The organism is Magnetospirillum sp. LM-5, assembly GCF_902729445.1.
Taxonomy (GTDB): Bacteria; Pseudomonadota; Alphaproteobacteria; order Rhodospirillales; family Magnetospirillaceae; genus Magnetospirillum.
This window is the reverse complement of record NZ_CACVCE010000034.1, coordinates 12,796-31,813: the sequence shown is the minus strand read 5'-3', so window position 1 is coordinate 31,813 and position 19,018 is coordinate 12,796. Positions and strand designations below refer to the sequence as shown.

18 protein-coding genes are annotated in these 19,018 nt (G+C 67.3%); 4 read left to right on the top strand and 14 right to left on the bottom strand.

Annotated features, from left to right (window positions below; all coding sequences use genetic code 11):
- Positions 1 to 76 precede the first annotated feature (76 nt).
- From MTBLM5_RS12105 to MTBLM5_RS12080, 6 genes are all read right to left on the bottom strand, one after another.
- Positions 77 to 1,774, bottom strand: a complete 1,698-nt coding sequence (locus MTBLM5_RS12105) for a methyl-accepting chemotaxis protein (RefSeq protein ID WP_173976357.1) — start codon at positions 1,772 to 1,774, stop codon at positions 77 to 79.
- Between the two features lie 25 nt (positions 1,775 to 1,799).
- Entirely contained in the window at positions 1,800 to 2,261 is a 462-nt protein-coding gene (locus tag MTBLM5_RS12100; protein WP_173976356.1) for a cache domain-containing protein, read from the bottom strand.
- Positions 2,262 to 2,384: 123 nt separating this feature from the next.
- The gene (locus MTBLM5_RS12095; RefSeq protein ID WP_173976355.1) at positions 2,385 to 3,782 is read right to left on the bottom strand and encodes an FAD-binding oxidoreductase; all 1,398 of its coding nucleotides are present in this window, start codon (positions 3,780 to 3,782) and stop codon (positions 2,385 to 2,387) included.
- Complete coding sequence (locus MTBLM5_RS12090) at positions 3,779 to 4,747, bottom strand: L-threonylcarbamoyladenylate synthase (RefSeq protein ID WP_254431024.1); 969 nt, start codon at positions 4,745 to 4,747, stop codon at positions 3,779 to 3,781. Before MTBLM5_RS12090 ends, MTBLM5_RS12095 begins: the two co-directional genes overlap by 4 nt.
- A 46-nt stretch (positions 4,748 to 4,793) precedes the next feature.
- The gene (gene cysQ, locus MTBLM5_RS12085) at positions 4,794 to 5,558 is read right to left on the bottom strand and encodes a 3'(2'),5'-bisphosphate nucleotidase CysQ (RefSeq protein ID WP_173976353.1); all 765 of its coding nucleotides are present in this window, start codon (positions 5,556 to 5,558) and stop codon (positions 4,794 to 4,796) included.
- Between the two features lie 66 nt (positions 5,559 to 5,624).
- Positions 5,625 to 5,930, bottom strand: coding sequence for a TusE/DsrC/DsvC family sulfur relay protein (locus MTBLM5_RS12080; RefSeq protein ID WP_173976352.1), 306 nt, complete (start codon positions 5,928 to 5,930; stop codon positions 5,625 to 5,627).
- A gap of 381 nt (positions 5,931 to 6,311) precedes the next feature.
- Between MTBLM5_RS12080 and MTBLM5_RS12075 the strand changes: the two genes are divergently transcribed.
- The 4 genes from MTBLM5_RS12075 (at position 6,312) to MTBLM5_RS12060 (ending at position 10,898) form a co-directional block, all read left to right on the top strand.
- Positions 6,312 to 7,031 (top strand): cyclic nucleotide-binding domain-containing protein, encoded by a 720-nt coding sequence (locus MTBLM5_RS12075; protein WP_254431023.1) that lies wholly within the window; start codon positions 6,312 to 6,314, stop codon positions 7,029 to 7,031.
- Positions 7,032 to 7,135: 104 nt separating this feature from the next.
- The gene (locus MTBLM5_RS12070; RefSeq protein WP_068497308.1) at positions 7,136 to 7,582 is read left to right on the top strand and encodes a response regulator; all 447 of its coding nucleotides are present in this window, start codon (positions 7,136 to 7,138) and stop codon (positions 7,580 to 7,582) included.
- A gap of 8 nt (positions 7,583 to 7,590) precedes the next feature.
- Positions 7,591 to 10,071, top strand: a complete 2,481-nt coding sequence (locus MTBLM5_RS12065; RefSeq protein WP_173976350.1) for an EAL domain-containing protein — start codon at positions 7,591 to 7,593, stop codon at positions 10,069 to 10,071.
- A complete protein-coding gene (locus tag MTBLM5_RS12060) occupies positions 10,068 to 10,898 on the top strand; it encodes a fumarylacetoacetate hydrolase family protein (RefSeq protein WP_173976349.1) in 831 nt (276 codons plus the stop codon). Before MTBLM5_RS12065 ends, MTBLM5_RS12060 begins: the two co-directional genes overlap by 4 nt.
- Here the strand turns inward: MTBLM5_RS12060 and MTBLM5_RS12055 are convergent.
- The 8 genes from MTBLM5_RS12055 to MTBLM5_RS12020 all read right to left on the bottom strand — a co-directional run bounded on the left by MTBLM5_RS12055 (position 10,895) and on the right by MTBLM5_RS12020 (position 18,984).
- Positions 10,895 to 11,377, bottom strand: coding sequence for an RNA pyrophosphohydrolase (locus MTBLM5_RS12055; protein ID WP_173976348.1), 483 nt, complete (start codon positions 11,375 to 11,377; stop codon positions 10,895 to 10,897). The two genes, MTBLM5_RS12060 and MTBLM5_RS12055, sit on opposite strands and share 4 nt — an antisense overlap.
- Positions 11,378 to 11,389: 12 nt before the next feature.
- A complete protein-coding gene (locus MTBLM5_RS12050) occupies positions 11,390 to 12,778 on the bottom strand; it encodes a divergent polysaccharide deacetylase family protein (RefSeq protein ID WP_173976347.1) in 1,389 nt (462 codons plus the stop codon).
- A gap of 7 nt (positions 12,779 to 12,785) precedes the next feature.
- A complete protein-coding gene (locus MTBLM5_RS12045) occupies positions 12,786 to 14,141 on the bottom strand; it encodes a S41 family peptidase (RefSeq protein WP_173976346.1) in 1,356 nt (451 codons plus the stop codon).
- Positions 14,138 to 15,586, bottom strand: coding sequence for a murein hydrolase activator EnvC (locus tag MTBLM5_RS12040; protein WP_254431022.1), 1,449 nt, complete (start codon positions 15,584 to 15,586; stop codon positions 14,138 to 14,140). Before MTBLM5_RS12040 ends, MTBLM5_RS12045 begins: the two co-directional genes overlap by 4 nt.
- On the bottom strand, positions 15,576 to 17,114 hold the full coding sequence (gene gpmI, locus MTBLM5_RS12035) for a 2,3-bisphosphoglycerate-independent phosphoglycerate mutase (RefSeq protein WP_173976345.1): 1,539 nt from the start codon (positions 17,112 to 17,114) through the stop codon (positions 15,576 to 15,578). The genes MTBLM5_RS12040 and gpmI overlap by 11 nt, the downstream gene beginning before the upstream one ends.
- Positions 17,115 to 17,142: 28 nt before the next feature.
- Positions 17,143 to 17,724 carry a DUF6624 domain-containing protein gene (locus MTBLM5_RS12030; RefSeq protein WP_173976344.1) on the bottom strand — a complete coding sequence of 194 codons (582 nt, stop codon included), beginning with the start codon at positions 17,722 to 17,724 and terminating at the stop codon, positions 17,143 to 17,145.
- A gap of 98 nt (positions 17,725 to 17,822) precedes the next feature.
- Positions 17,823 to 18,596 (bottom strand): class III extradiol ring-cleavage dioxygenase, encoded by a 774-nt coding sequence (locus tag MTBLM5_RS12025; protein WP_173976343.1) that lies wholly within the window; start codon positions 18,594 to 18,596, stop codon positions 17,823 to 17,825.
- A 22-nt stretch (positions 18,597 to 18,618) separates the two neighbouring features.
- Positions 18,619 to 18,984, bottom strand: coding sequence for a MarR family transcriptional regulator (locus tag MTBLM5_RS12020; protein WP_068497325.1), 366 nt, complete (start codon positions 18,982 to 18,984; stop codon positions 18,619 to 18,621).
- Between the last annotated feature and the right edge of the window lie 34 nt (positions 18,985 to 19,018).

Sequence of the window (19,018 nt, the reverse complement as noted above, 5' to 3'; positions counted from 1 at the left end):
GCCGATTGCCGCCGCGACACCTCCCTCGCCCCATACTGAAGTTGGGATGGTGTGGGCGGCAATCAAGCCCCAGACGTCACTGCCGCATGCCGGTCAGGAAGGACCCCACTTCGGTCCGCAAGGTTTCGGCCTCGCTCAGCAGATCGTTGGCGGCCAGGAACATGCTCTGGGCCATCGAGCCGGTTTCGCCCGCCGCCCGCGACACGTCGGCGATGTTGCGGGTGATTTCGCCGGTTCCGTCCGAGGCCTGCTGGACGCTGCGCACGATTTCCTGGGTGGCGGCCGATTGTTCCTCGACCGCCGACGCGATCGAGGCGACGATGCCGCTGACCTTGTCGATGGTGTCGCCGACGGCGCGGATGATGGACACCGCATCATGGGTGGCCGACTGAACGGCGCTGATCTGGGCGGAAATCTCCTGCGTCGCCTTCGAGGTCTGATTGGCCAGGCTTTTCACCTCGTTGGCGACCACGGCGAAGCCCTTGCCGGCCTCGCCGGCGCGGGCCGCCTCGATGGTGGCATTCAGGGCCAACAGGTTGGTCTGGCTGGCGATGGTGTTGATCAGGCTGACCACCTCGCCGATGCGCTTGGCACTTTCGTCCAGGCTGGACATGGTGGCGTTGGCGTTCTTGGCCCCTTCCACCGCTTCCGCCGTGGCTTCGACGGTGGTGGTGATCTGCCGGGCGATTTCCTGGACCGACGAGCCCAATTGCTCGGCGGCGACGGCGACGGTCTCGACGTTGGCCGCGGCCTGTTCGGCCGCCTGGGCGACGGCGGCGCCCTGTTCGCTGGCCCGGCTGGCGGTGTTTTGCAGGCCGTCCGAGTTGGTGTGGACCTGGCGCACGGTTTCCATCACCGTCTCCAGGACGTGCTCCATCGCCTCGTTGAAGCCTTCGGTCAGCTTCTCGCGCCGTTGGGCGCGCTCGGCGCTGGCGGCGGCCGCCGCCTGCTTTTCCTGCTCCAGCCGATTGGTCCGCTCGATATTGTCGCGAAACACGGCGACGGCCTGGGCCATCTCGCCGATTTCGTCGGTCTGGCCCAGCGACGGCACCTCGACCGAAGTGTCGCCGCGCGACAGGCGTTCCATCACCGAGGTCATCTCGTGCACCGGCCGGGCGATCAGCCGGCCGGTGATGATGACGACGACGATGCCCAGAACCGCGAAGAAGCCGAAGGTGCCGTAGAACTGCAGTTGGGCCGCAGCCGCGGTGTCCTGGGCCTTGGCGTAGACCTCGCCGGTCTTGGCGTCGGTCACCTCGGCCAGCCTGCGGATGCCGCCTTGCAGGCGGTCGAAGGTCTGTTCGGTCGAGGTCATCAGGATCAGGCCGGTGGTGGCGTCGATACCGGCCATCTCGACCACCTCGCCCGCCGAACGGCCGTATTCCTGCACGGCCATCGCCACCGCCTTCATCATGGTGCCCTCGTCGCCTTCGGGCATCTTGGCGGCGAAGTCGCGGGTCTCGGTGCCCAGCATGGCGATGTCGGCCTTGATCCGCTCTTCCAGCGTCTTGATCTTGGCCTTGTCGATGCCTGCATTGGTCCAGCCCAACAAGCGGTAGGTGTTGGACTGAACGCGGGTGCTGACCGTCTCGATCTTCGAGACGAAACGGTTGTTGGCGAACGAGACGTCGTGCAATTCGGTCAGGGCCGCCGTTTCGCGGGTCAGGCCGACCTGGAAGATGACGGCCAGGACCAGCATGCTGGCGAACAGGATCAGAGGCGCGAACAACACCTTGACGGCGATGCGCGTGTTGGCGAGGCGGTTGGCGAGCATGAGGGGCGGCTCCTGACCGAATGCCTTAGGGCTTGTAGATGCCGGCGCCGATGAAGACATCGCCCGACTTCTGGACATAGGTGGATTTGGGCTCGATCTTCTTGGACTGGGCGTTGACCCACTTGTAATCGACCCAGCCGGCGCCCTTTTCCGAGGCGACCTTCATCATGGCGGCGACGAATTCGGTGCCGTCGGAATCCTTCAGGGTCTTCAGGTCCTTGGTGTTCAGTCCGGGATTCTTGGCATGGCAGATCATGATTCCGTCGAGCTTCTGGACGAAGACGTAAAGGTCCTTCGACTGGAAGCCGCCATTCGGGTCGGCGAAGGCGGTGCAGGCCTTTTCCGGGCCGGCCGAGCTGTAATGGGCGGTGGCCTTCTTGACCAGCGCGACCGCTTCGTCGGCGGTACCATGCTCCTGGGCCAGGGCCGGTTGGACGATCAGGGCGCCGACCGCCAAGGTGGCGATACGCAGAAAAGCTTTGGACATAGATGGCCTCCTGTGAGCTCTTACTTTAGTATTTGATTAAATAGGTACCGGAATACCTATTTAACGCAGATACGCACCGGCCCGGTCAAGGCGTAGATGGCATTCATCTTCGGTATGAGAGGACTAAGGGAGGATCTTGCCGGGGTTCATTCGCCCGTCAGGATCAATGGCGGTCTTGATCCTGCGCATCAGATCCAGTTCGGTCGCCGACTTGTAGCGGGCCATTTCGTGCCGCTTCAGCAGGCCGATGCCGTGCTCGGCCGACACCGATCCGCCCATGTCGGCGACGATGTCGTGGACGATGCGATTCATGCGCTCCCATTGGGCGATGAACCACGCCTTGTCGGCGCCGACCGGCTGGCTCAGGTTGAAATGGATGTTGCCGTCGCCGATATGGCCGAAGGCGACCACCCGCACGCCCGGCAGGGCCGCTTCGACCGCGGGCGTGCACCGCGCGATCATCTCGGGAACCCGGCTGGTGGCGACCGCCACGTCGTGCTTGATCGAGCCGCCTTCCTTCTTCTGGGCCTCGGGCACGCCTTCGCGGATCTTCCACAGGGCGCGCCGCTGATCTTCCGATTGGGCCAGCACGGCGTCGGCGGCGGTGCCGTTCTCCAGGGCCTCGGCCAGAACCGATTCCAGGGCGTCCTTCAATCCGCCGGGCCTGGATGAGGACAGCTCGACCAGCAGGACCCACGGATGGGGGGCGTCGAACGGGTCGCGCACGCCGGGGACGTGGGCGATGCCGATCTCCAGGCCGATCCTGGGCACCAGTTCGCAAGCGGTCACCGCATCGCCCGAGGCGCGCCGGGCGGCAGCCAGAATGGCCAGGGCGGCCGCCGGGTCGGGCAGGGCGACCAGGGCGGTGGCGGTCTCGCGCGGGGCGGGGAACAACTTGACCACGCAGGCGGTGATGATGCCCAGCGTGCCCTCGGCGCCGACGAACAGATGCTTGAGGTCGTAGCCGGTATTGTCCTTCCGAAGTGCGCGCAAGCCGTTCCACACCTGGCCGTCAGGCAGCACCACCTCGAGACCCAGGACCAGGTCGCGGGTGTTGCCATAGCGCAGCACGCCGACGCCGCCGGCATTGGTCGACAGGTTGCCGCCGATACGGCACGAGCCTTCGGCGCCCAGCGACAGCGGGAACAGGCAGCCGACCTCGGCGGCGGCGTCCTGCAAGGATGCCAGCACGCAGCCGGCCTCGGCGGTCAGGGTGAAATCGACCGGATCGACGGCGCGGATGCGGTTCAGCCGCTCGGTCGAGACAAGCAAGGCGCCACCCGACGGCACCGCCCCACCGCACAGGCCGGTATTGCCGCCCTGGGGCACGATGGCGATGTTGTCCCGGACGCAGGCCTTGACCAGTTCGGCCACCTCGGCGGTGGTGCCGGGGCGGGCCACGGCGACGGCGCTGCCGTGGTAAAGGCCCCGTTCCTCGACCAGATAGGGGGCCATGTCCGAGGCCGTCTGCAACAGGTTGCCCGGGCCGACGATGGCGGCCAATAGATCGAGCAGGCTCATGGCTGGCCTCGTGGCGCGGCGGCGCGGCGCAGCCGGTCGTTGATGGCCAGGCCCAGCCCGTGTTCCGGGATCGGCGCCACCGCGATGGCCCGATGCGGGCCGCCATCCAGCAGGCGCAGCATGGCGAACAGGTTGGCCGCCGCCTCTTGCAGATCGCCGGCCGCCGACAGGGTCAGGGTGCCGTCGATCGCGCCGAAGCCCAGCAGCGCTTCGTCTTTTTCGGCCGTCGCGGCGTTCAGGCGCACCGGCAGGCCGGGGGCGTAATGGCTTTCCAGCATGCCCGGGCTTTTGGGGGCATGGGGGTCGATGGCGGCGCGCGCCAGCGGCGAGCCCAGAACCGCCTCGATCTCCTCGGCGGCGATGCCGCCCGGGCGCAACAGGCAGGCGGTGGCGGTCGACAGGTCCAGCACGGTCGATTCGACGCCGACCCGGCACGGTCCGCCATCCAGCACCAGCGCCACCCGGGCGCCCAGCGAATCGACCACATGCAGGGCCAGGGTCGGGCTGACCGCGCCTGAGCGGTTGGCCGACGGCGCCGCCAGCGGCCGGCCGGCGGCGCGGATCAGGTCCAGGGCCACCGGATGGTCGGGCATGCGCACGGCGATGGTGTCCAGGCCGGCGCTGGCCAGCAGGGAAACCGGCGAGCCGGCCCGCCGGGGCAGCACCAGGGTCAGCGGTCCGGGCCAGAAGCGGGCCATCAGCAGGCGGGCGCGGTCGTCGATTTCGACCAGCGCCAAGGCGTCTGCGGCTTCGGCGACATGGACGATCAGCGGGTTGAAGCTGGGGCGGCCCTTGGCCTCGAAGATGGCGGCGACGGCGCGGTCGCAGGTGGCGTCGGCGCCCAGGCCGTAGACGGTCTCGGTGGGAAAGGCCACCAGGCGACCCTCGCGCAGCAGGCGCCCGGCCTCGGCCAGGGACAGCGCGCAGGCCGGCTCGATCAGGGCGGGAAGCGGAACCGGGTTCATGCCGGTCACCATAACCGCTTTGCCCGCCGATGGGGAGAGGTCTGCTTCAGCCCTTGGCGCGTGCCAGGAAATCGCCGTTCCGAAAGCCCGGCTTGCCATAGGCCAGCGGGGTTTGATCGTCGAAATTGATCACCTCGCCGCCGGCGGCGGCCAGCACGGCATGGGCGGCGGCGGTGTCCCACTCGCTGGTCGGGCCGAAGCGCGGATAGAAATCGGCCGAGCCTTCGGCGACCAGGCAGAATTTCAGGGACGAGCCGGCATTGTGCATGACCGGCTGGGCCAGGGTGGACAGGAAGGCGTTCAGTCGGTCCGGAGCCCGGTGCGAGCGCGAATCCAGCACGACGGCGCCGCTGGCCGGCACCTTGCGGCAGCGTGCCGGCTGGCGGATACCGTCCTTGTCGACCACGAAGGCCGCGCCGTCGGCGCCCGACCACAGCCGGTTCAGCACCGGGGCGAACACCACCCCGGCCACCGCGCGGCCATCTTCGACCAGGCCGATATTGACGGTGAATTCGCCGTTCTTCTTGACGAATTCCTTGGTGCCGTCCAGCGGATCGACCAGCCAGAAGCGCCGGCCGACGGTGGGGATGCGGCCGGCGGCGGCCTCTTCCTCGGCGACGATGGGAATATCCGGGGTCAGGGTGCGCAGCACCGGCAAGATCACCGCCTCGGCCTCGCGGTCGGCGGCGGTGACCGGGTCGTTGGTCCCCTTCATCTCGACGGCGAAATCCTGGGCGTAGATGTCCAGGATGGCGCGGCCGGCCTGGCGGGCCACCGCCTCGAGGGCCGGCAAAAGGGACGAGTAGGTCATGGGGCGCTCCGAATGGGTGGGGTGGTTCTAACGGACCATCCATTCGCAGCCAAGCACAATGAGAACTTACCCGGTGCTCCAGGCGCGCGGGCGCTTCATGCCGGCGATCTTGCAGGCCTGCTGGACATAGCCATAGGGGAACAGCTCGAACAGGCGGTTGCGGCCGGCGCCGGTCGCTTCGGTCAGATGCTTCATGACATGGCGGACATCGGGGGCGACCTGCTTTTCCTCCTGCCAGGCCCGCATGAAGGCGACCACCCGCCAATGATCGGCGGTCAATTCGATGGCCTCGGCCTGGGCGGCGGAGCGGGCGAAATCCTCGGTCCAGTCGGCGGGGTCGACAAGGTATCCTTCGGCATCGGTGGCGGTCATATCCGTCTCGCTTGTTTATGCATTAGAACTAATTTAAACCGAGTGAGCCCCAGGTCAATCCCTGCCGTCTTGACGATGGTCAAGAATAGCCAGGGTTTCTAGATTCTTTACTTCGATTGACGGAAGTCAAAGTAAAGTAGTCAGGAAATCCCCACATTGCCTTCTATCCTATGCGCTCTGCCGAACGCGCCGGGACCGGCCGGGTCCGATCATCCCCCTCAAACCATCGGACCCGGCCACCTCCCTCGAATTGCCCCCTTTGCACCATCGTCTCGTCCCAATGAGCCGCAGGCCGCTTGACCGTCGTCACACCACCCAACGCTGGCGCTGCCGACAATGGCTGAAACGCATGACGTCCGGGGGTAAACCATGGAAATCTCGATGACGCCGTCTGGCGAGGCCAGGCGTATCCATGGCGACGATTTGCAGATCATGGCGCGGGTGCCTTTGTTTGCCGGCCTGACGCCCGAGGCGCTGGCCGACATCGCCGGTCAGTCGCAGGTTTCCCGGGTGCCGCGCGGGGCGACGCTGTTTCGCCAGGGCGACGCGGCCAAGGTGCTGCATGTCCTGCTCGAGGGGCAGGTGGCGTTGATGGCCGGGGTCGAGGGCGGCGGCGAGCAGACCATGCTGGAGATTTTGGACTCGGGCGAATCCTTCATCGCCGCCGCGCTGCTGACCGGCAAGCCCTATCTGATGAGCGCCATGGCCCTGGCGCCGTGTCGGCTGATGGAAATTCCGCGCGACGCGCTGCTGACCCGGCTCAGGGCCAATCCCGACCTGGCATTGGCCATGCTGGCCTCGCTGTCGCGGCACTTCCGGCTGCTGATCCAAGAGGTCAAGGACCTCAAGCTGAAATCGGCCAGCCAGCGTCTGGCCCTTTACCTGATGGGCCTGACCCAGCGTCGGCGCGGCTCGGTCACCTTGCGCCTGCCCCATAACAAAGGCCTGATCGCCGCCCGTGTCGGCGTGCGGCCGGAAACCTTGTCGCGCGCCTTCGCGCACCTGAAAGGGCAAGGGGTTGGGGTCGATGGCCAGATGGTCACCATCGCCGACCTGGCCCGGTTGGGGCGCTATTGTCACGAGGGGCGTGAAATAGTCTGACCCTTATCCATACGAAATGATTAAAGGCGGTTTGCAACCGGGCCTCTCCGTTTTATAGTGGGAATCCGCGAGCCCACCCGATCGGGCAAATCAGGAGCCGCTTCGTGACCCTGCGAAACTCACCCGAGACATTCGAGATCCTGCTGGTCGAGGACAACCCCGGCGACGCCCGCTTGGCCCAGGAAGCCCTGAAGGAGGGGCGGATGGCGAGCCGTCTCAAGGTGGTGGTCGATGGTGTCGAGGCCATGACCTATCTGCGCCGCGAGGGCTCGTTCGGTGACGCGCCGCGTCCGCATCTGGTGCTGCTGGATTTGAATCTGCCGCGCAAGGACGGCCGCCAGGTGCTGGCCGAAATGAAGGCCGACCCTGAATTGCGCCGGATTCCGGTGGTGGTTCTGACCACCTCGCAGGCCGAGCAGGATGTCGGGCGTTCCTACGATCTTCACGCCAATTGCTACATCACCAAGCCGGTGGATCTCGACCGGTTCATTTCCGTCGTGCGCTCCATCGAGGAATATTGGTGCTCGGTGGTGACCTTGCCGCCCCGGTAAGCCCGGACATGGGCGACCGCACCCCGCCGAGGACGGTCCTGGTTGTCGAAGACAATCCCGGTGATGCCCGCCTTGTCGAACTTTTCCTGATCGAGGATCCGTCGCGGCCGTTTCGGGTCTACAAGGCCGAGACCTTGGCCAGCGCGCTGGAATCACTCGAGACCAGGCCGGTCGATGTGGTCTTGCTGGATTTGTCGCTTCCCGATTCGTTCGGGCTGGACACCCTGGCCCGGCTGCGGGGCGCCTTTCCGCTGATCCCGGTGGTGGTGCTGACCGGCACCGACAACGAGGCTCTGGCCCTCGAGGCCCTGCGGCAAGGCGCACAGGATTACCTGGTCAAGGGCCAGGGCGACGGGGATCTGGTTCGCCGCTCGATCGGCTATGCCATGGAGCGCTTTCGCGGCGAATTGGCGCTAAGATCCTCGGAAGCGCGCTTTCGTGCGGTGTTCGAAAGTGCCGGCATCGGGGTGGTGACCAGCACGCCGGACGGCACGATCAACAGCGCCAACCCCGCCTTTTGCGAAATGCTCGGTTATGACGAGGCCGAGCTCAGCACCTTTTCGGCGGTCGATATCACCCATCCCGACGACCGCGCCGCCAGCCGCGAGCTTTACCGCGAACTGGTCGAAGGCACCCGCGACCGCTATCACTTCACCAAGCGCTATGTCGCCAAGGATGGCCGCGACGTCTGGGTCCGCCTGACGGTGACGGCGGTGAAGCTGACCTCGGGGCAGCTTGATTTCTCGATCGCGGTGATCGAGGACATCACCGAAAAGAAGCGGCTGGAAGACCATATGCGGCTGGCCGCCACGGTGTTCGAGAATTCCGGCGAAGGCCTGTTCGTCACCGATTCGGACAGCCTGATCATTCATGTCAACGCCGCCTTCAGCGACATCACCGGCTATCAACCCGCCGAGGTGATCGGCAAGAATCCCCGGATTCTGGCCTCTGGCCGTCACGACCTGGCCTTCTACGAAAAGATGTGGTCCGACCTGACCACCCACGGCCGCTGGCAGGGCGAGATATGGGATCGCCGCAAGGATGGCGAGATGTTCGCCAGTTGGGAAAACATCGCCGCCGTGCGCGATTTGGAAGGCGTGTTGACCAATTACGTCGCGGTGATCAGCGACATCACTACCCGAAAGCAGGTCGAGGAGCGGCTGTCCTATGCCGCCAACCACGATCCTCTGACCCGCCTGCCCAACCGCACGCTGTTCCAGGAACGATTGGGGCGGGCGATGGCGCGCGCCCAGCGCAACCAGGCGCTGGTCGCCTTGCTGTTCATCGATCTGGACCGCTTCAAGCAGGTCAACGACAGCATGGGCCACCTGGCCGGCGACATGCTGCTGCAGCAGGTGGCCGAGCGATTGTCCGACTGCACCCGCCAGGGCGACACGGTGGCGCGACTGGCCGGCGACGAGTTCACGGTGATCTTGGAAGACATCGACGAGCCGCGCGACGCCGCCATCGTCGCCCACAAGATCCTGCACCGTCTGGTCGAGCCGTTCGATCTGGGGGGCGAGGGGGCGCAGATCAGTTCGTCGATCGGCGTCGCCCTTTACCCGTCGGACGCCGCCGACGCGCAAGGCCTGATCAAGCTGGCCGACGAGGCGATGTACCGGGCCAAGCATATGGGCCGCAACCGGTGCCAGTTCCATTCGCTGCAGGTCAACGCCCAGGCCTTCGAGCGCCTGGCCCTGGAAGCCTCGCTGCGTCACGCGATGGAGCGCGACGAGTTCGAACTGGTCTATCAGCCGATCTTCGACCTGGCCAGCGGCCGGGTGGCGGCGGTCGAGGCGCTGTTGCGCTGGCGTCACCCGGAAGTGGGCGCCCTGGTTCCCGCCCAGTTCCTGCCGCTGGCCGAGGAAACCGGCCTGGTGCTGGACATCGGCGCATGGGCGCTAAGCCTTGCCTGCGGCCATGCCGTGGCCTGGCGCAAGGCCGGCTATCCCGACATGGAATTGCATATCAACCTGTCGGGACGGCAATTGCGCGATGGCCAGTTGCTGGCCGGCGTCGCCCTGGCGCTGGAAGATTCGGGCCTGCCGCCGTCGGCCTTGGTGCTGGAAGTGCCGGAAACCCAGGTGGTCGATCGCGGCCCCGAGGTCCAGGCCCTGTTCCAGCGCATCGCCGCCCTGAATCTCGGGCTGTCGATCGATGAATTCGGTTCGGGCTATTCCTCGTTCGCCTTCCTGCGCGGTCTGGGGGCCAGCTCGGTCAAGGTGGCGCAGGCCTATGTCCGCAGTGCCGCCTCGGTCGGCGACGATGCCGAGATCGTGTCGGCCATCGTCGCCTTGGCGCGCGGGCTGCGCATGGCAGCCACGGCGCCCGGCATCGAAACCGCCGAGCAACTGGATTTCGTCATCCGTTCGGGCTGCAGTCGCGGCCAGGGCTTCCTGCTGGCGCGGCCGATGACCGTCGATGAGATGGCGGACTTCCTGGCCAAGGGCGATCTGCCGGTCGCCCTGAAGAAAAGGCTGGATGCATGAAGCTGGCGCGGTGGGGGGCAAAGGGGGCCGAGCGGCCCGGCCTGATCGACGCCAAGGGAAATCTGCGCGACCTGTCCGGCCATTGCACCGACCTGACCCCCGACATGCTGGCCGCCGACCGGCTGTCCCGTCTGGCGGCCCTTGATCCGTCCAGCCTGCCCCTGGTCCCGGGCGAGCCCCGTCTGGGGGTGCCGCTGGACGGCATCGGATCGATCATCGCCATCGGGCTCAATTACCGTGATCATGCCGCCGAAACCGGCCTGGCCCTGCCGTCCGAGCCGGTGGTGTTCTCGAAGCACCGCAGCTCGCTGGCCGGGCCTTACGATCCGCTGGCGATCCCGCCGGGAACCGAGAAGCTGGATTGGGAAGTCGAACTGGCGGTGGTGATCGGCAACGCTGCCTGGCAGGTGTCCGAGGCCGACGCCCTGGATCACGTCGCCGGTTACTGTACCGCCAACGACATCTCGGCGCGCGACTGGCAGATCGAGCGCGGCGGTCAATGGATCAAGGGCAAGTCCGGTCCGGGCTTTTGCCCCCTGGGTCCGTGGCTGGTGACCAAGGACGAGGTGGCGGACCCGCAGGCGCTTTCGCTGTCAACCCATGTTGATGGTCGGCGCAAGCAGAACGGCACCACCGCCGACATGGTGTTTCCGGTGCGCGCCCTGGTCGCCTATCTGTCGCGTTTCATGATTCTGGAAGCCGGCGACGTCATCGTGACCGGCACCCCGGCCGGGGTGGGGCTGGCCACCGGCCATTACCTTTATCCCGGTGCGGTGATGGAGGCCGAGGTCGCAGGCCTGGGCCGTCAGCGGGTGGTGGTGGGTTAAATCCCAATCCCCGAGAACTCGGCCACCACCTGATCGTACAGCGAGCGCTTGAACGGCACGATCAGGGCCGGCACCTCGGCCAGCTTCATCCACCGCCATTCGGAAAATTCCGGATGCTCGGTGTCGATGTCGATGTCGGCATCCGAGCCCAGGAACTTCAGGGCGTACCATTTCTGCTTCTGGCCGCGAAAGCGGCCCTTCCACACCTTGTCGGCCAGATCGGGCGGCAGGTCATAGGATATCCAGTCGCGGCTTTCGGCGATCACTTCGGCCTTGTCGGTGCCGATTTCTTCCTTCATCTCGCGCAACGCCGCTTCCAACGGTTCCTCGCCCTCGTCGATGCCGCCTTGCGGGAACTGCCAGGCCGGTTCCTTGGTGTCGATGCGCCGGGCGGTGAAGACCAGGCCTTCGGCGTTGAACAGCACCAGGCCGACGCCCAGGCGATAGGGGCGCTTGTGCAGCGGCAAGGGTTTGCTCATGGGGCCGTCCTCTTATGGTTTGACCACCGAGCTGACCGGGGCCAGGACGATGTTGTGGTCGGGGAACTTGTCCATCCAGCCGAGCAGGCGGTCGAAGCTGATGGGGCGGGCGTTGATGGCCACCACCGCCCGGCCCATTTCCTTGGCCGCTTCGCTGGCCTGGATCTGGCGGGCCTCGATGGCGTTGCGGTACGGCTCGGCATCCAGTTGGCCGGCCAGGGCCGCCATCGGCGGCTTGGGCTCGCCGTTGCCGCCGTCGCCGACATAAAGCAGGCCGCGATCCTTCAAGGCGGCCAGCACCAGGCCGACCTGCTTGGACCGGGTGAACGGGCCGTCGGCGGCCCACACGCCCACCGCGCCGGGCGCGCGCGCCAGCACCTTTTCCAGCCGGGCGATGATTTCTTCCGGCGGCGTGGTGACCATCAGACCCAGCGGGCCGGGATCACGGGCGGGAAAGCCCGACATCTCGACCGGCAGGGCCACCATCACTTCGTGGCCGGCATCGCGGGCGCGCTTGATCAGCTTGTCCAGGCCCGACGCATAGGGGCTGAACACCAGGGTCATATCGGCCGGGGTTTTGGTGATGGCGGCGTCGGTGGCTTCCTTGTCCATGCCCAGGCCGACCACCATCACCGCCATGCGGATCTTGTCGGAGGCCGCGTCCCATGGCCGCGCATAAACCTTCCAGGCCTGCTTGCCGTCCTGGCCGATCACCGGCAGCGGCCCGTTGGGGCTTTGGCGCAGCAAGGTCTCGACCGGCGCGGGCGCCAGGGCCACCGGCTTGGCCGCCGGCACCGGCAACGAGGCGAAGGTCGGCAATTGGTCGGCCGGGCGGGGTGTCGGCGTGGCAGGGGTCAGACCGGCCACCGACGGCGCCGGTGCGGCGACCACCGGCGGTGGCGGGGCCGGCGGCGCGGCATGGCCGTTGGTCTTGCCGTTGGCGCCGTTGACGGGAGCGGGGGGCGGGGCCGCGACCGGCGGCGGCACCGCCGGCAGTTCGACCGCCGGGGCAACGGGCGGCGCGGGCACGGGCGGCGGCGTGATGGCAGGAGCGGCGGGCGGCTCGGGGGGCGGAGGCGCCGCGACCCCGCCCGGCGGGGTCAGAAGACCGCCGGGATTGGTCGGGCCGCTGGGCGCCGGTTCGGCCTCCTTGCCGTCGCGACCGGGCAATTGTATCGACAATTGCGGCCGGTCGGCGACGTCCAGGGCGGCGATGACGTCCCTGGTATCCATGTTCGAGACGAAGTACCCGACGGTTCCCAGACCGCCACCCAGGACCAGGATGAGAAGGACCATGACCAGCCGGCGCCAGCGAATGGGCCGGCTGGGCGGCGCCTCGTCCATTCCGACCGGGCGAGCCGCGATGAAGCGGTCGATCTCGTCCTCGTCCAGGGTGTCCATGGAGCGATCAGTTGCCCTGTGGACGATAGAGCGACAGGCCGCGGATCAGATCCAGGGCGCGGGCCAATTGGTAATCCTGGGCCGGGTCGCCCATCTTGATCACCGCGGGTGCCCCGCCCTTTTCCTTTTCCTTCTCGGGTTCGGGCTGCGGCGCCGGCTTGGCGGCACCCTCGGCCGGCTTGGCGTCGGGGGCTTCCTTGCCGTTCTTGGCCGGGTTCTGCAGGGCATTCCTGAGATTGGCCTCGGACCGGCGCTCGCGTTCGGGCACGTTGATCGGCTCGACCTTGGACTGCAGGACCTTGATGTCGGGTTCGATGCCGACCGCCTGGATCGAGCGGCCCGACGGCGTGTAATAGCGCGCGGTGGTCAGGCGCATCGAGCCATGGCCGGGCAGCGGGATCAAGGTCTGCACCGAGCCCTTGCCGAACGAGCGGGTGCCCAGCACGATGGCGCGGCGATGATCCTGCAAGGCGCCGGCGACGATTTCCGACGCCGAGGCCGAACCGTCATTGACCAGCAGCACCAGCGGCAGGCCATCGACGATGTCGCCCTGCTTGGCATTGAAGCGCTGGGTGTCTTCGGCCCGGCGCGAGCGGGTCGAGACGATCTCGCCCTTGTCCAGGAAGTCGTCGGACACCGCGATGGCCTGGTCCAGCAGGCCGCCCGGATTGTTGCGCAGGTCGATGACGAAGCCCGACAGCCCCTTGCCGATGTCCTTCTTCAGCTGGGCGACGTGCTTCCTGAGATCGGCATCGGTGGTCTGCGAGAATTGGGTGATGCGGACATAGCCGATATTGCCCTCGGCGTGCGAGCGCACCGTCTGGATCTTGATGACGGCGCGGGTCAGCTTGACGTCGAACGGCTCGACCGAGGCGCGGCGCACCGTCAGCTTGATGTCGGTGTTGACCAGGCCGCGCATGCGATCGACCGCTTCCGACAGGGTCAGGCCCTGGACCGGCTCGCCGTCGAGATGGGTGATGAAGTCGCCCGGCTGCAGGCCGGCCCGATAGGCCGGGGTGTCGTCGATGGGCGACACCACCTTGACCCAGCCGCTTTCCATGGTCACTTCGATGCCCAAACCGCCGAACTCGCCCTTGGTGCTGACTTCCATGTCGCGGGCGTTCTTGGCGTTCAGATAGCTGGAATGCGGGTCCAGCGACGACAGCATGCCGTTCAGGGCCGCCTCGACCAGATCCTCGTCCTTGACCGGCTCGACATAGTCCGAGCGGACCTTTTCGAACACCTCGGCGAACAATTCCATCAGCCGATAGGTTTCCTTGCGCTCGGCGGCATGGGCCGGGACCAGGGACGACGTCGCCAGCCAGGCAGTGGTGCCGGCGGCCAGAAGCACTTTGCGAATCATCCGCTACCCTTATTCTTTTGTGCCGTGAGCCAAGGCAACGGGTTGACCGGCTGCCCCTGGCGGCGCAGCTCGACATATAATGTGGGTCTGGCCTCGTCCTGCCCCATGACGCCGACGGGCTCCCCCGCAGCCAGACGCTGGCCGACGGTTGCGTCGATTCGGGCCATCCCCGCAAGGAGCGTATGATAGCCCTCGCCGTGTTCGATGATCAAGAGCAGCCCATAGCCACGGAACGGGCCGGAAAAGGCGACCTGGCCGTCATGGGGGGCGATGACCTGGGCGCCCTGGCGGGTGCCGATGGTCAGACCCTTGGAAATCACGCCCACTTCGTTGGGCTGGCCGAAGCGGCCGACCACCGTGCCTCGCGCCGGAAACGGCATCTTGCCTTGGGCGGCACCGAAGGACGGCATGGTTTGCGGGCGGGCGGCGGCGGCCTCGCGGGCGGCGGCTTCGGCGGCGGCCACCGCCTTGTGGGCGGCCAGTTCGGCGGCGCGCGCCTCGGCCTGGGCGCGGATTTCCGCTTCGCGGGCGGCCCTGGCTGCGGCCATTTCGCGTTCCTGGCGTTCCTTTTCGGCACGCCGGGCGGCGGCCTCGGCCTCGCGGGCGGCCTTCTGCGCGGCGATTTCCGCCTCGCGGGCGGCCTTTTGCGCGGCGATCTCGGCCTCGCGGGCGGCCTTTTCGGCGGCCGCCTTGGCGGCGGCCTCGGCCAGACGGCGCTGGCGTTCCTCTTCCAGGCGGATCAGCAATTCGCGCAGATCCTCGGCCTCGCCGGCCAATTTGCGCATGCGCGCTTCCGACGCCTCGGTCTCGGCCAGGGCGACGAACTGGATGGCGCTTTTTCTTTCCCACAGGCCCTTCAGGCGCTTGTGCTCGCCGTCCAGGCGGATGGCGGTGTTGCCGATGCGGGCCTTCTGGTCGTGGATGTCGGCCCGTAACCGGCCCAGCATGTCGATTTCGCCCTTGAGGTCCTGGACCGAGCGTTCGATCTGCGGCACCGCGGCGCGCAGCAAGATGGCCGACCGCACGGTGTCGGCCGGGCTTTGCGGCTGGGCGATCAGGGCGTCGGTGGGGCGCCAGGCCAGGCGCTGCAGCGCGGTCAGCACGCCGGTCATCTGGCCGGAACGGCGCTGCAGGGCGCCGGCGCGGTCGATCTCGGTGACCTTCAGTTCCTCGAGCTGGCTTTCCAACTCGGACAACAATTCCTCGCTTTCCTGGGCGGCGCGGGCGGCGGCGACCATGTCCGAGCGGATGCGGCCCAGCTCTTCCGAGATCTCGCGGGCCTTCTTCTTGATTTCGTCGTGCTCGGTCCGGCTTTTGCGCAACTGGTCTTCCAGCTCGCGCAGGCGGCGGTCGGCGGCGATGGGATCGGGGCTGGACTGGGCAAGCACGGGGCTTGCCCCGCCCGCCAGCAGGATCAGGATGGCAAGGGCGAGCCTAGCCGCCAAGCAGGGACGTCCCGGTCATGTCGGCCGGCTGAGGCAGGCCCAGCAGGGCCAGCAGCGTCGGCGCCACGTCGGCCAGGCGACCGTCCTTCAGCGCGCTCACGCCCGCCGGCGGATTGACCAGCACCGCGTTCACCGGCCCGGTGGTGTGGGCGGTGTGGGGCTGGTGGGTCTCGGGGTCGGTCATCTGCTCGGCGTTGCCGTGGTCGGCGGTGACCAGCATGGTGCCGCCGGCCGCCTTGATGGCCGTTTCCAGCTTGGTCAGGCAGGCATCGACGGTCTGGGCCGCCTGCATGGCCGCCGCCAGGATGCCGGTATGGCCGACCATGTCGCCATTGGCGAAATTGGCGACGATCAGGTCGTACTTGCCCGATCCGATCGCCTCGGCCATGCGGTCGGCGACCTCGGGCGCGCTCATTTCCGGCTGCAGGTCGTAGGTGGCGACCTTGGGGCTGGGCACCAGGATGCGGTCCTCGCCGGGATAGACCTGCTCGCGCCCGCCATTGAAGAAGAAGGTGACGTGGGCGTATTTTTCGGTCTCGGCGATGCGCAGCTGGGTCAGGCCGGCGTTGGACGCCACCTCGCCCAGCAGGTTGGTCAGGGTCTCGGCCGGGAACAGGCACGAGAGGAAGGCGTTCAGATCCTTCGAATATTCGGTCAGGCCCAGGCGAGCGGCGAAGCTTGCCAGCCGCGCGCGGGGGAAGCCGTCGAAAGCCGGATCGACCAGGGCGTGCAGGATCTCGCGGGCGCGGTCGGCGCGGAAATTGCCCATCAACAGGCCGTCGCCGTCCTGCATGCCGCCATAGGTGCCGATGGTCACCGGCAGCATGAATTCGTCGGTCTTGCCGGCATCATAGGAATCCTGGATCGCCGCCAGCGGGTCGGCGGCGTTGGGGGCGCGGCCCAGCATCATGGCGTCGAAGGCCAGTTGCACGCGGTCCCAGCGCTTGTCGCGGTCCATGGCGTAATAACGCCCGGCCACACTGGCGACGCCGACATCGTGGTCAGCGATATCGGCCAGGAACTTGGCCATGAAATCCTTGGCCGAGGACGGCGGCGTGTCGCGGCCGTCCAGGAAGGCGTGCACCTTGACCGGCACGCCCTGGCCAGCGATGGCCTTGGCCAGGCCGGCCAGATGATCCTGGTGCGAATGGACGCCGCCGGGGCTCATCAGCCCCATCAGATGGAACACGCCGCCCTTGGCCTTGACGGCGGCGACGGCGGCCTGGAACACCGGATTGGCCACCGCCGAGCCGTCGGCGATGGCGGCGTCGATGCGCGGCAGGTCCTGCATCACCACGCGGCCGGCCCCCAGATTCATGTGGCCCACTTCCGAATTGCCCATCTGGCCGTCGGGCAGGCCGACCTGCAGCCCCGACGTCGCCAGCAGGGCGCGCGGGCAGGTGTCCATCAGGCGGTCCCAGGTCGGCGTATCGGCCAGGGCGATGGCGTTGTCGGTCGGATCGTCGCGATGGCCCCAGCCATCAAGGATGCACAGGACGACGGGGCGGGGGGCGTGGGTCTTGCTCATGGAATCCTAGTGTACTGGATGTGGCGATTTATCTCCACCCCACCTCGTGGGCGAAGTCGGCCAGGGCGTGCTGGCGATGCAGCCATTCGGCGGCGGGATGTTCCTGGCTGGCGGCGGCCTCGGCCTCGGCCTGGGCCAAAGCCTGGGCCAGCGGCGGCAGGCCGACCTTGGCGCGGCGCTGATCGAGGCTCTCCTCGGCATCAATGGGCAAGGGCGCCAGGTGGCCATCCTCGTCCCAGTCGAGCTGGGTGCCATAGATCTGCGGGCGGCCTTCCAGCACGCGGATGCGGTCTTCCAGCATGGCGGCGTGGCGGGCGGGAATCTCGCCCCGGTTGGCGGCCATCTTCATGTGGGTCAGGCAGCGGCGCTGGAAGGACGGCCGCGACATGGCGTTCAAGGCGATCAGGAAGGCGGCTTCCAGGGCGTCGTCACCGATCTCGTCGGCGGTCGGCCAGCCCTCGTCGTCGATGGCCAGTTCAAGCTCGCGGGCGTTGGCTTCGTGGATGGCCCGGATCTCCGGGTGATAGCCTTCGAGCAATTCGCCCGACAGCGCCAGCCGGTGGCGCAGCTTGCTCTCCTGCTCGGCCAGTTGCAGCAGATGGTCCCGCAAGGTGGTTCGCCTCCTCACCGCGGTAGGGTCGCACCCGCCCGAAAGGGCGGTATGTGCGCTTTAGCGCTTTTCGCGCCTGGCGTCCACGAAGAAGTTGGTCAATCCCACTGGAAGCAATCCAGCCGCAGCACCGGGCCGTCGGATTCGGCGAACAGTCGCCGTCCACGACCGCCGCCGGCCGCCATCGCCACCGGAAGCGGCAGGAAATGCTCGTCGGTCGGGTGGCAGCGGTCGGCGAAGGGGGCCTTGCCCCAATCGGCCATGGCGGCCAGATCGCCGGCTTTGATGCGTTCGCCCACCCACTCGGCGAACAGGTCGGCATAGCCGAACGGCATGTCCAGCGGCATCGAGCCGTAATCCCTGAGATTATGGGTGATGCCGCCGCTGCCGATGATCAGCACGCCCTGGTCGCGCAACGGGGCCAGCGCGCGGCCGACCGCCAAGTGGTGATAGGCGTCGCGGCCCGGCTGCACCGAGATCTCGATGACCGGAATTTCGGCGTCGGGCCACATCAGCGCCAGCGGGCACCAGGTTCCATGGTCAAGATGGGGGCGGTCCTCGGTCTCGACGGTCAGGCCGGCGGTGCGCAGCAGGGCGGCGGCGCGGGCGGCCATCGGCGGGTGGCCGGGGGCCGAATAGGCGATGTCGTACAATTCCTTGGGAAAGCCGAAGAAGTCCCGCAGCGTCGCCGGCTTGGCGGCGGTCGAGACCCGCACCTCGGGCGTGGTCCAATGGGCGGTGACCGACACGATGATGTCGGGCCGGGTCAGGCTTTGCCCCAATTGCTGCAGAAAAGTGCGGTGCGGGCTGTCCTCGATCAAGACCAAGGGCGAGCCGTGCGACAAGAACAGGACCGGTTGGCGGAAGGTCATGATGGTCCGCCCGTTATGGCGTTCAGGTCTGGGCTTCTTCGTCACCGGCGGTGGCGGCGGCGGTGACGATCATGTCGCCGAACTCGCGCAGATAGACCGAGCCCTTGACGGTGCGCTGCACCAAGACCGAGCGGCGATCCGTCTCGTCGATCTTACGCTTGATCAGCCCCAATTCCGAGAGCCGATCGAGCGCGCGGGTGATGGCCGGCTTCGAAACGTTCAAGGTGATGGCCAGGCCACGCACGGTGTGCGGCGGCGGTGTCAGATAGACGGTCAGCAGCAGGGCCATCTGGCGCGCCGAAAGATCGGGGCCGTCGCGACGCACGCTCTCGACGATCGCGCCTCGCCACAGATCAAGCGCCTGTACTGCCTTCAACTGGAAGCCCATGACCCTGCCTGTTCATTCCGCCGACGAAACTTCT

Bases quoted from the DNA above. Each gene is read 5' to 3' on its own strand.
- MTBLM5_RS12105 (WP_173976357.1), bottom strand. From the start codon at position 1,774: ATGCTCGCCAACCGCCTCGCCAACACGCGCATCGCCGTCAAGGTGTTG.
- MTBLM5_RS12100 (WP_173976356.1), bottom strand. From the start codon at position 2,261: ATGTCCAAAGCTTTTCTGCGTATCGCCACCTTGGCGGTCGGCGCCCTG.
- MTBLM5_RS12095 (WP_173976355.1), bottom strand. From the start codon at position 3,782: ATGAGCCTGCTCGATCTATTGGCCGCCATCGTCGGCCCGGGCAACCTG.
- MTBLM5_RS12090 (WP_254431024.1), bottom strand. From the start codon at position 4,747: ATGAACCCGGTTCCGCTTCCCGCCCTGATCGAGCCGGCCTGCGCGCTG.
- cysQ (WP_173976353.1), bottom strand. From the start codon at position 5,558: ATGACCTACTCGTCCCTTTTGCCGGCCCTCGAGGCGGTGGCCCGCCAG.
- MTBLM5_RS12080 (WP_173976352.1), bottom strand. From the start codon at position 5,930: ATGACCGCCACCGATGCCGAAGGATACCTTGTCGACCCCGCCGACTGG.
- MTBLM5_RS12075 (WP_254431023.1), top strand. From the start codon at position 6,312: ATGACGCCGTCTGGCGAGGCCAGGCGTATCCATGGCGACGATTTGCAG.
- MTBLM5_RS12065 (WP_173976350.1), top strand. From the start codon at position 7,591: ATGGGCGACCGCACCCCGCCGAGGACGGTCCTGGTTGTCGAAGACAAT.
- MTBLM5_RS12060 (WP_173976349.1), top strand. From the start codon at position 10,068: ATGAAGCTGGCGCGGTGGGGGGCAAAGGGGGCCGAGCGGCCCGGCCTG.
- MTBLM5_RS12055 (WP_173976348.1), bottom strand. From the start codon at position 11,377: ATGAGCAAACCCTTGCCGCTGCACAAGCGCCCCTATCGCCTGGGCGTC.
- MTBLM5_RS12050 (WP_173976347.1), bottom strand. From the start codon at position 12,778: ATGGACACCCTGGACGAGGACGAGATCGACCGCTTCATCGCGGCTCGC.
- MTBLM5_RS12045 (WP_173976346.1), bottom strand. From the start codon at position 14,141: ATGATTCGCAAAGTGCTTCTGGCCGCCGGCACCACTGCCTGGCTGGCG.
- gpmI (WP_173976345.1), bottom strand. From the start codon at position 17,114: ATGAGCAAGACCCACGCCCCCCGCCCCGTCGTCCTGTGCATCCTTGAT.
- MTBLM5_RS12025 (WP_173976343.1), bottom strand. From the start codon at position 18,596: ATGACCTTCCGCCAACCGGTCCTGTTCTTGTCGCACGGCTCGCCCTTG.
- MTBLM5_RS12020 (WP_068497325.1), bottom strand. From the start codon at position 18,984: ATGGGCTTCCAGTTGAAGGCAGTACAGGCGCTTGATCTGTGGCGAGGC.